10 protein-coding genes are annotated in these 10,639 nt (G+C 63.3%); 4 read left to right on the plus strand and 6 right to left on the minus strand.

Annotated elements, in window-relative coordinates; all coding sequences use genetic code 11:
* The coding region (locus tag GXY33_13930) for a helix-turn-helix domain-containing protein (protein ID NLX06232.1) at positions 1 to 873 on the plus strand (873 nt) is incomplete at its 5' end.
* A 28-nt stretch (positions 874 to 901) separates the two neighbouring features.
* The gene (locus GXY33_13935) at positions 902 to 1,600 is read left to right on the plus strand and encodes a glycosyltransferase family 2 protein (protein ID NLX06233.1); all 699 of its coding nucleotides are present in this window, start codon (positions 902 to 904) and stop codon (positions 1,598 to 1,600) included.
* Between the two features lies 1 nt (position 1,601).
* On the opposite strand, the gene GXY33_13940 is transcribed toward GXY33_13935, so the two are convergent.
* The 4 genes from GXY33_13940 to ilvC form a co-directional block, all read right to left on the minus strand.
* A complete protein-coding gene (locus GXY33_13940) occupies positions 1,602 to 2,033 on the minus strand; it encodes an HNH endonuclease (protein NLX06234.1) in 432 nt (143 codons plus the stop codon).
* 20 nt (positions 2,034 to 2,053) lie between these two features.
* Complete coding sequence (locus tag GXY33_13945) at positions 2,054 to 2,290, minus strand: hypothetical protein (GenBank protein ID NLX06235.1); 237 nt, start codon at positions 2,288 to 2,290, stop codon at positions 2,054 to 2,056.
* Positions 2,291 to 2,411: 121 nt separating this feature from the next.
* Complete coding sequence (locus GXY33_13950) at positions 2,412 to 3,461, minus strand: sugar kinase (protein ID NLX06236.1); 1,050 nt, start codon at positions 3,459 to 3,461, stop codon at positions 2,412 to 2,414.
* Between the two features lie 95 nt (positions 3,462 to 3,556).
* A complete protein-coding gene (ilvC, locus tag GXY33_13955; protein NLX06237.1) occupies positions 3,557 to 4,561 on the minus strand; it encodes a ketol-acid reductoisomerase in 1,005 nt (334 codons plus the stop codon).
* 193 nt (positions 4,562 to 4,754) lie between these two features.
* On the opposite strand from ilvC, the gene GXY33_13960 reads away from it, so the two are divergent.
* Positions 4,755 to 5,582 (plus strand): tetratricopeptide repeat protein, encoded by an 828-nt coding sequence (locus GXY33_13960; GenBank protein NLX06238.1) that lies wholly within the window; start codon positions 4,755 to 4,757, stop codon positions 5,580 to 5,582.
* A 91-nt stretch (positions 5,583 to 5,673) separates the two neighbouring features.
* Here the strand turns inward: GXY33_13960 and GXY33_13965 are convergent, their stop codons facing one another.
* Positions 5,674 to 6,015, minus strand: coding sequence for an HU family DNA-binding protein (locus GXY33_13965; protein ID NLX06239.1), 342 nt, complete (start codon positions 6,013 to 6,015; stop codon positions 5,674 to 5,676).
* A gap of 301 nt (positions 6,016 to 6,316) precedes the next feature.
* Between GXY33_13965 and GXY33_13970 the strand changes: the two genes are divergently transcribed.
* Positions 6,317 to 6,523 carry a hypothetical protein gene (locus GXY33_13970; protein NLX06240.1) on the plus strand — a complete coding sequence of 69 codons (207 nt, stop codon included), beginning with the start codon at positions 6,317 to 6,319 and terminating at the stop codon, positions 6,521 to 6,523.
* A 678-nt stretch (positions 6,524 to 7,201) separates the two neighbouring features.
* On the opposite strand, the gene GXY33_13975 is transcribed toward GXY33_13970, so the two are convergent.
* A partial coding sequence (locus GXY33_13975; protein ID NLX06241.1) for a hypothetical protein occupies positions 7,202 to 10,639 on the minus strand: 3,438 nt, incomplete at its 5' end.

Genomic DNA, 10,639 nt, shown 5'->3' on the forward strand with positions numbered 1-10,639 from the left:
ACCGCGGTCGGACCAGGGCACTCGATCCGCTGCGCGTACTACGAGCATGAACGGCGGCCTGTGGAAACGTGGGATGTCCACGCCGGGCTGGAGATCGGCGTCGTGCTGGAGGGGCAGATGATCCGCCACTGGCCCGGACTGACGCGGCGGCTGGGAGCGGGCCAACTGTGGCTCTGCGACGCGATGGAGGCTCACGGTTTCTCGGTCCCGAGGGGCCAGGCCAAGGTGGTGGTGGCCGTGGTCTGGCCGGGCGCGGTGGCCATCTCCTCCCTGGCCGGCCCGTTCGATTTCCTCGGCCTCTTCAAGATTCCTCCCGATCGCCGGCCGCGGATCGCGCCGCCATCCGCTCGTCGCTCGGTTTTGGCCGCTGGAAGAGAGTTCATCAAAACGCTCCGGCACGAGACGTTCCGTGAGCAGGAACTCCTGCTTCGTGTGCAGTTGCTGCTCCTGGAGGTCTCCCGGCACTCGGATCAACCGGCAACCGCGCACCGGGACAGACGGCCGGAAGGCCTGGAGCGAATCCTGCCCGCACTCAAGCTTCTGGAGGACGGACGCGAGAAACTGGTCACTGTCGATCACGCCGCCCAGGCGTGCCACGTCAGCCGCTCGCTGTTCACCCACCTGTTCCGCGCCGCCATGGGCACGGGCTTCGCCGACTACGCCCGGCGGCGACGACTCGCCCAGGTCGCGGTCGAGCTTCGTTCCGGACGCACGAAGCTCTCAGCCCTGGCGCCGCGCTACGGCTACGTGGACGCCGCCCACCTGAGTCGGACATTTCGACGCTACTTCCACATGACCCCGCGCGACTACCGCGACCGGGCAGGATCGGAAAACCGGGCCGCCGCGATTGACACCCATCGTCAACGTCGATAGACTGACCAGCGAACCGGCAGGAGCGCAGATGAAGCTTTCAGTGGTCATACCCGTATACAACGAGGCCGGCACGGTCGAGGAAATCGTGCGCCGCGTCGAAGCGGTGGACCTGGAAAAGGAGATCGTTCTCGTCGACGACTGCTCGACCGACGGCACCCGCGGGATCCTGAGCCGGCTGGCGACCAATGAGCATGTCCGAGCGTTGTATCACGAAAGGAACCAGGGCAAGGGCGCAGCGTTGCGGACGGGCTTTGCCGCGGTGACGGGCGACATCGTGGTGGTCCAGGACGCCGATCTCGAGTACGACCCGCAGGAGTATTCCCGCCTGATCAAGCCGATCGTCGACGGCAAAGCCGATGTGGTCTACGGCTCGCGGTTCGCCGGCGGCGAGTCCCACCGCGTCCTGTACTTCTGGCACTACGTGGGCAACCGCTTCCTGACCTTCGTCTCAAATTGCTTCACCAACCTGAACCTCTCCGACATGGAAACCTGCTACAAGGTGTTCCGGCGGGAGGTGATCCAGTCGATCCGCATCGAGGAGAACCGCTTCGGCTTTGAGCCGGAAATCACAGCCAAGGTCGCCGCCAAACGCTGCCGCGTCTACGAAGTCGGCATCTCCTACGCCGGCCGGACCTACGAAGAAGGCAAAAAAATCGGCTGGAAAGACGGCGTCCGCGCCATCTGGTGCATCGTCAAGTACAACCTCAAGGCCAGACGTACATGGTAGATCACCCGTCAGTCGGTGGGTGTAACCCCAACCGCTTTAAATACCTCCTGATCTCGACCATCCTTGGCCGGTTCATCTTGAGACGTGCAACCGTTGCCCGGCCGACGGCGCTGCGAGGCTCGATCGTCAGAGAGTCGAACGACCAGCGGAAATGATCGTCCCACCGATCCTGACGAGGGTTGAAAAACGGAACCTCCCGTCCGCTGGTTGGGTCCACCGCTGTGACGCTCGATCCCTTCGAGGCATTGCAGCGTGGACAGGCCCAGGCAAGGTTGCCCGCTTCGCTGCTTCCCCCTTTATTCACCGGGATCACGTGATCGCAAGCAAAGGAGGCAACCTGGGTCCGTTCGTCCGTCCGGCAGTATTCACACTTGCCGGACGCACGATGTCTCACCAGATCACGAAGATGGTCAGGTATGTGAGGAGAACTCAACCCGCATGCCCGCGGTCGCGTCAGTCCACGTGGCGTTGCAACACCACAAGGTTCAGATCGTCCAGGTAGTCCAGCATCTCGTCGAGGTCCGCCTGCTCCTGATCCGAGAGCAACCCGCTCTTGCTCTTGACAATCAGCTCATCCAGGTGTCTCTGAATCAGAGCGGGAACCTTCGGAACAGCCAACTGCTCCCCCCCCGGCGCCGCCAATTCACTTGCCGACGGACCTCGCGTATGTTTCCTCGACTTTCTCGACATCATCAAACTCCCGCCTCATCACCTTGCCCTACTCCAAATTGTAACCGACGTTCATTCGCCTGGCAATGCTGCCGACAGAACAGACAGCCCTTATTAATGTATTATAAATAAACAACGACATCTACCGCGAAACGCGGGCGGAGGCGCCTTTGGCGGCCTTCGCGGCTTCTTCGCGGGTGGCCCAATTCATATCGCCCGGGAACGTGTGGGCCAGGGCCGAATAGGCGCCCGCGAACTCCGCGATCTCCTGGCCGTCTTGTCTGCCCTCGAGGAACGAGGCGATGACCGCTGAGGCGAAGCTGTCGCCGCCGCCGAGACGGTCGACAATCTCCAGGTTCTCGTAAGCCTTCGAGGTGTACAGCCGCGTCCCGTCGTAGAGGATCACCCGCCAGTCGTTGAGCAGGCCGGTCTTGGCGTCGCGAAGGGTCGTGCCAATCCACTGAATATTCGGGAACTTCTTTTTGACTTCAACGGCGACCGGCTCGTAGCTGGCCGGGTCGAGCTTCGCGTAGTTCTGGTCAATTCCAGCGGCCTTGACACCAAGCGCCTTCTCGAAATCCTCCTCGTTGCCGATCATCACTGAGATGTACGGCGCGATCTGCGAATTGACTTCGATGGCCCGCTTCGACGGCCAGAGCTTGGAACGGAAGTTCAGGTCATAGCTGGTGGTCACGCCCATCTCAGCCGCCATGCGGAAGACCTTGACGGTGGTCTCGGCCACCGTCTCCGAGAGGGCCGGCGTGATCCCGGTCCCGTGCAGCCAGCGGGTCTGGGACAAAAGGCTCTTCCAGTCGACCATGTCGAAGCTCATGCCGCTGATCGCCGAATAGGCCCGATCGTAGACCACGTTGCTCGCCCGCGGCCCGGCCCCATGTTCCAGGAAATACAAGCCGTTGCGAACCTTGCCGATCCCGTCGAACTCGGTCCAGACCACCTGCGAGGTGTCCACGCCGTGGGTGCGGGCCTCGCCGGCGATGAACCGGCCGACCCAATTGTCGACCAGGCGCGAAGCCCACGCGGTCCTATGGCCCAGCCGGGCCACGTTGACCGCGACGTTCCACTCAGCCCCCGCCGCGGTAACCTCCAGATGCCTCGCCTGCTCGAGTCGCATCCGATCCGGAGCCGCCAACCGCACCATGCACTCGCCGAACGTCACCAGATCGAAACCCATCGCGACCTCCTTCGCTCCAATGGCAAAGCGGCACGGCCGGTGAGCCAGCCGTGCCGCCGTTCGTTACGGTCAGGAATATCCCGAGAGCGCCGGGACTAGACTTCCTTCGCCTTGATCCACTTCATCATGCGGCGAAGCTGCTTGCCCACCCGCTCGATCAGCGAATCGTAGTCCTTCTTGTAGAGGGCGTTGAACGTCGGACGGCCCGCCATGTTCTCCAGGATCCACTCCTTGGCGAACTCGCCGTTCTGGATCTCGCCGAGAATCTTCTTCATCTCCTGGCGGGTCTGCTCGTTGATGATCCGCGGCCCGCGGGTCAGGTCGCCGTACTCCGCGGTGTTCGAGACGCTGTACCGCATGTAGTTGACGCCGCCCTGATAGAACAGGTCAACGATGAGCTTCAGCTCGTGCATGCACTCGAAGTACGCGATCTCCGGCTGGTAACCCGCCTCGACCAGAGTGTCGAACCCGGCCTTGACCAGAGCGGTCACGCCGCCGCACAAGACCACCTGCTCGCCGAACAGGTCGGTCTCGGTCTCCTCGGCGAACGTCGTCTCCAGGACGCCCGCGCGGGCGCCGCCGATGCCGGCCGCCCAGGCCAGACCGATCTGCTTGGCCTTGCCCGAATGGTCCTGCTGGATCGCGATCAGGCACGGCACGCCGCCGCCCTTCTCGAACTCAGACCGGACCAGGTGGCCCGGACCCTTCGGAGCGATCATGATCACGTCGATGTTCTCCGGCGGAACGATCTGCCCGAAGTGGATGTTGAACCCGTGACAGAAGCCCAGCACCTGGTTCTCTCGCAGATTCGGCCGGATCTCGCTCTGGAAGACGCGGGCCTGGACCTCATCGGGCAGCGTGATGATGATCAGGTCGGCCTGCTTGGTCAGTTCGGCGGCCGAAACCGGCTTGAAGCCGTGCTCGACGGCCAGCTTGTGGTTCGGCGTTCCGGGCAGGTCCGAAACGATCACGTTGACCCCGCTGTCACGCAGATTTTGGCTGTGGGCATGGCCCTGCGAGCCGTATCCGACGACGCCGACCGTCTTACCCTTGAGGGTCCCCAGATTGGCGTCGTTTTCGTAGTAAATGGTAACGGCCATCAAATATCTCCTTTCACTGATCTCTGCCGGCGTCATACGGCCGCCGCAAAAAAACGCAAACATAGAATGTAGCGTCCGGGCGGGTCAAATGCAATTCAGAAATGGCGATGCGAAAACGCGAATTTCCTTGATTTGGGCCAGGGTCCGGTATTGAATAATCTCACGGTAAGTTCCCCAGGTGGAGGTTACGGCGATGAAGACTGGCAAGTGGCTCTTGCTCACGGCGGCGATTGCGTTTGTCACCGGGTGCGCCCAGCAACCCAAGGAATTCGAGCCGGTGCGTCTGGAGAAGGCGATCGACCTGTCCCAGACCCAGTACAAGCAGGTCGACCTGACCACGGCGACCGAAGTGGACCTGGTCGAGGAACTCCACAAGGTCCGGGCCGACTACCGCCGGCTGCTGGAGATCATGCTCCAGTGGTACATGGACCGGGGTTACTACCAGAAGGCCCAATGGGCCCAGCGTGAACTGGAAGACCTCAAGGACGTGCGGACCTACAACTACCTGACCCCCATCGACGTGGTCCAGATCCCGGAGCAGGGCGCGACCGTCGCGGTCGCCGAGGCCGAAACCCTCTTCGAGCAGGCCCAGAAACTCCGCAAGGAAGGCGAGATTCTCCCCCTGGTCACCAACAAGGATAAACTCCGCGACGCCCTGGACATCTACCGCCGGATCGTCAAGGATTACCCGCAGAGCACGGTGGCCCCGGATGCGGCCTACTACGCCGCAGAAATCCTCAAGGAGCACTTCCAGGAAGACCTCCAGGCCATCGAATACTATAAACTGGCCCTGAAGCTCAACCCCGACATCCGGCGCAAAGTCCGCTTCCAGATGGCGGTCATCCTCGACTTCCGCATGCACGACCGGTCGGAGGCCCTCAAGATGTACCGCCGGGTGCTCGAGGAGGAAGCCGACATCGACCAGACGAATACCGAGTTTGCCGCCCGCCGCATCAGCCAACTCCTGGAAGAGCAGAACGCGGAGAACGGAAGCGCCGCGGCTGAACCCCTTACGGAGTAGCCGTCCGCATCGGCCCGGTCGCAACGCTCATCGGCATCCGCACCCCGCCGGTTGCCCCTGTCGGCCTCTTGGCTTCATGCAGGGTCCGATATTATTCGGACGACGCGTAGCTGTATTCCTGGATCGCCGTCATCGGCTCGGGTGACGGAAACCGCTGTGAAACCTTGTTCGACACCCGTTCCGAAGGCTCGAACGTCAGGACGTACCTCGGCGGCAGGCGCAGCGGCTCGTTGGTCCGGGGGTTTCTGGCCACCCGTGAGGCCCGCCGGCAGACCTTGAAGGTCCCAAAACGCCGGATCTCGATCCGTCCGTGCTCCAGAGTCGCCTCCACAATGCCGTTGAGCACTTCGGTGACCACCCGCCTGGCCCGGGCGCTGTCCAAGTCGTGACGTTCCGTGAGCTGCTTGATAATATCGTTCTTCGTCCGAATCATTGTGACCCCCTCTATTTACAACAAACACCCCTGTGAGACAACCGTCCATTTTATCAAGACGAGGCTGTAAGTCAACGGGAAAAAAGAAGTTTCGGCAAACAGGGGGACATCGGGACAAACCGGTAACGAAATGCCTAGACACGCCCGCCCGGCCGCCGAAGCCGGGCTTTCCACCAGTTGTCCACACCGCGCCGCGATCATGGCCCTGAATTAAAGACGGCCCTCGCCTCAAGCCGATGTAGTGAGGGCACGACCAGAGAGGTCGTGGCGACCAGCGCGAGGCCGAACGAAAGGAAACATGATGACCAAGCAGGAATTGATCGGCAGGATCGCAACGATCAATCGTTCGGCCAGGGCGGAGTTCCTGGCAGAGTTCAGCGAAGCGGAGCTTCAGCAGTATTTGAACAATCTGGAGGCGGTCTGGGGCGATTTCAAGGCCCAATTCGTGACCAACGAAGCCGAACCGTCGGAGAGCGTCGAGCTTGAGGCAGCCCTCGTTGCCGGCTAGCTAAACGCCTGTCCCAAGGAGGATTGCGGGCAGATCGGCAACCACTGGAGAACCACGGACGGTTTTGCACAATTCATCAACGTCTTGGGCCGCATGCAGGATCAAGCCTGGTGACGGGAGAGAACCCGGGACGGTTGAACCAGAACCCCCTTCCGCTCCTCCAACCCCTTGCCATCCGCCGAGACTTCCATCGGAAAGACATTATCGGAACCGCAAATGACCCGTTAAGGGTCCAACCAAGACCGGAGCACGCGTGCGTCGGTCTCGGTTTTTATCGGAACCACCTTGCCGTACCACCCCTCAATGCTCAGCCAGCCACCAAACTCCTGGACCTACAGACCCAGTCGTTCCCCAAGGCGGGTTCTGCGCTTTTTGTACGTTTTGTGCGGTTGTCAAAGAGCATCCGGCCGCTGACCGTGCGGGCGTTGCGGCCTCGATAAAGATGTCCGGCGAATCACGAAAAGTCAAATCGGGATGCATTTCGGCCTGCGGTTTTTCCTAACCGATGAGGGCCGAAGAGATTGCGATGCCGGGAAAATCGGGGCAGGGCCCGGGGCGAACGGGAATACCCCAGAGACTTCCACAGGAACGCAGAGACTTCCGCGTGCCGCGGGGGGGCGGACGGCTTGTGCGACCGGTGCCATTCACCGTGTTCGAAAGCCAGCCCGCCAGGCGAGACTACTGCGATCCGGGTGTCATTGATCGCAGCAGCGCGACGGCACCGGGCGGCACGAGGTAGTCGGTGCCGTTTTCGGCGGGCTGAGGGTCTTGGAGAACAGCTTGCCCGACCGGCTTGCAGTCGCCTGGGAGGGTCAGTCGCGTCGGATGGTCAGGGTCGCCGCAGACGAGGACATAGCCCCTGGTGAACGGGAAGACGCGGGCCTTGGGAACTGCGGGATAGACCACGTCCAGACCGGCGTGCCGAAGGGCGGAAAGAAGCAGCCTCTCATCGTTTTCCGCGCGTCCGATGCGCGGAGCCAGGGCCAGCAGGCTCCACGGTCCGTCACTCACGATGGCGGCGCGGTCGTCGAGTTGGGCGAAAACGACGGCGGTTGGGGCGAGGTCCGGTTGGCTGGGCAGGAACTGGTCGGCGGTGACGACGGCGGCCAGCGCATCGCCACGCTTGAGGAAGCCGAAGTCGGCGAGGAATTGCACCGACGCGGTATCGCGGGTGCCCAGTTCGACGGGCCCGCGCGTGATGCCGGCGTCATCGAGGGTGTTGGTGACGCGAATCGCGATGACGTTGTCCTCGCCGAAACGGACCAAGCGCTCGGGCAGGACGTATCGCCGCGGCGCAATCCACCAGTTGGACGTGTCGGTGCCCGTGCGCCCGATCGGCTCGCCGTTCAGGAAGCACTCGTCCGTGTCGTCAATGGCGCCGATGCGGAGCGCGATCTCCTTGCTCCGCCAGGCCTCAGGGATCGTCACGTGGAAGCGATACCACCCGTCGCCCAGGAAGTACTTGCGCGAGCCCATGATCTCCAGTTCGCCCCAGGTGCCGGGAACGGGCTTGGTCGACCAGGCGGAGTCGTCGTAGTCGCCGCCGGACCACTTTTCGGTCCCGGCGAGGCCGGCATCGTCGTAATGGAACCTGGCGCTGCCTTCGAGGCTGATCACGCCGACGGCGTCACCGGCCTGCGCCGCCGAGGCCGGGGCCTGACCGAGGATAAACCGCCGGTGGTCGCGGAACCAGCCAACGAGGCCCTCCGGCCAGACCCGACCGTAGGCGTCGCGGACCGGCGACCCGAACAAAACGGCGGGGATCCCGGCAGCGTCAAGGGCGTCGAGCAGACCCGGGTGAGCGAAGGTGAGGTTGGCAACGGCCAGTTTGTAGCGACCCAGCACCTCGGCGTGTTCGATGACGTAGTGCTCTTCGAACACATGATACCTGACGCCGGCGCGGTCAATGATGGCGAGCACGTCGGAGATGCAGGTCTCCTGCATGGTGGCGCGGAGTCGCGTCGGCTCGATCACAACGACCTGTGGAACCGGCTCCGTGAACTGCGGTTCGGCAGTGGTGAAGAAATCGGCGATCATCGGCACGTAGCGGGTGGAGGGTTTGAAGTCGGCCGCGTCGTTCTCCCAGAGCATCCCGCCGCCCCACCGTCCGTAGTCGGCGAAGATGCACAGGCCGGAGTTGAGCAGCTTCTGGATGAGGAACGCCCCGTAGCGGTCCTCAGCGGGGTATTCGGAGTCGCTGGAAGGCGTGCCGAGGGCAACGGCCTTGAGAACCTGGTACCCAGCGGCGCCGTAGTGACTGCCGAGAAAGACGCTGGCGTCAGTGCGGGCCTGGATGATCGATTGGTAGCTCAGGGAAATGGGGTCGTGGTTGAACTCATCGCCGATGATATACTGCTGCATGAAGGTCGCGGCGGGAATCCTGTCCTGAACGGTCCCGGCAACGGCGGCGGAGGTCGCCGCCTGCAAATCGCGAGCGAAGATGATCCAATCCCACAGCCTCGCGGTCTGGTTCTTCGGGTCGGCAAGGCCGCTCTCAACGATGCCGGGCGGCTGGATCGTGTCGCCGTCCCAGTCCTCGTCGGCCCGCAAGGCGTTTTCGGTGGGAAACTCGACGCTGGCGGTCCAGGCTTCGGCGAGGGCGGCTCGGCTGGTGTACCTCGCTTTGAGGAACTGGTTCCACGCATGCATCATGGAGGGAATACGCAGGATGATCGAGCCGTCCATGTCGTAGAACATCGGTTCGTTGCCGGGAGTTTCAAAGAGGAGGATGTTCTTGCAGTCGGCCAGCGCGTCGGCCGTGGCGGACCAGAGGCGCAGCACGGCCTCGCGGTTCTGATAGAAGTTGCTTTGCCCGCTGGGTTGTGAGCCGGCAAACTCCTCGGGGCTTTGGCAGGCCCAGCCGGGCAGATAGAAATGGTTGTCGTAGTGGACCCACAGCCCGTACTTCCAGGCGGTGCGGATGGAACGGCGGTAGGACTCGGCGACGGCGGCGTCGGGACCGTCCGGCGTGGGCATGAACTGGTACGGCTGGGCTTCGAAGCGGATCCCATTGAAGCCCAATCCGGCGATGCGCCGGTACGCCAGGTCGAACCCGCCCTCGTACATGCCTTCGCGCGAGGCAAAGAACGAATGAACGGCGTAGAGATGGATCGGCTTGCCGGAAGGCGAATAGTAGCATCGTCCCTTGACGCTGGGGCGAAGGTCGGCGGCGGTGACGGCGGTCATCGTGCGCTCGGCCAGGGAGTCTTCATCTTCGTAGGCGGCGGCTGGATCGGGCAGATCGGCAACGGCCTTGGCCGCCTCGGCGCGGCGGAACAGATCGGCGATCGCCCCGGCATGCGTGCGGGCCTCAGCGAGGAGGGTCTCGTCGTGCAGGGCCGTCGCGCGGTCGAGGTTGGCGTCGTTCATGGCGCGCAAGGCTGAGAGCTCAATCCCGAACCACCATGCAGTGTCGATGCGGGTGCGGATTTCATCCACGGCGTCGAATCGCCCAGCCTCCAGTGCCTGACGGAGGTCGCTGAGGGCGTCGGCCATGACCGGGAGCGTCAGACCTCGCGATTGGAGCACAGCGTCCCGCCAGATGAAATGATCGAGCATACGACGGGTCCGGGCGGTCATCTCGGTTCGGTACGCCTCGTTGCCGACGGTCACGCCGGCGCGGCGAATGCACAAATCCACGCCGGCGGGCAGATTGATCCTCGCGATGTCGATGTCGGCGGTGAACGGCGCGTCGAATCGCTGGCGCGGAATGCGCACGGTCGCCCACTCGGCGGACGCATCGAACGACGCTCCGCAGACGTGCTCAGCGCCGCCCTTACGCAGGAACTCGATGGTGCAGGCGCCCGCCTGGCTGCCTTTCAGCTCCAGCCAGACGCCGCCGACACCGGGCCAATCGGGGCAGCCGCCCTCGTCGAACCGCCCGCTGACTTCGAACCCGACCGCTCCGGCCCTCGCCGGAGCAGGATCGAACGCCTCGATGCACCCAGCGTCACGCACAATGCGCAGTTGCCGGTTATCGCCGCCGGCCTTGAGCCGCGGTTCGTAGGCGAGATTGGGCCGCGGCTGGAAGTCCGCAATAACCAGATCGCCACCCGCCGCCGGCGCAGAGGCAACCTGCGCGGCGTGCGCTACGGCGAGAATGACGATCGAGAGCAC

This window comes from Phycisphaerae bacterium (assembly GCA_012729815.1).
In the GTDB taxonomy this organism is placed as follows: Bacteria; Planctomycetota; Phycisphaerae; order JAAYCJ01; family JAAYCJ01; genus JAAYCJ01.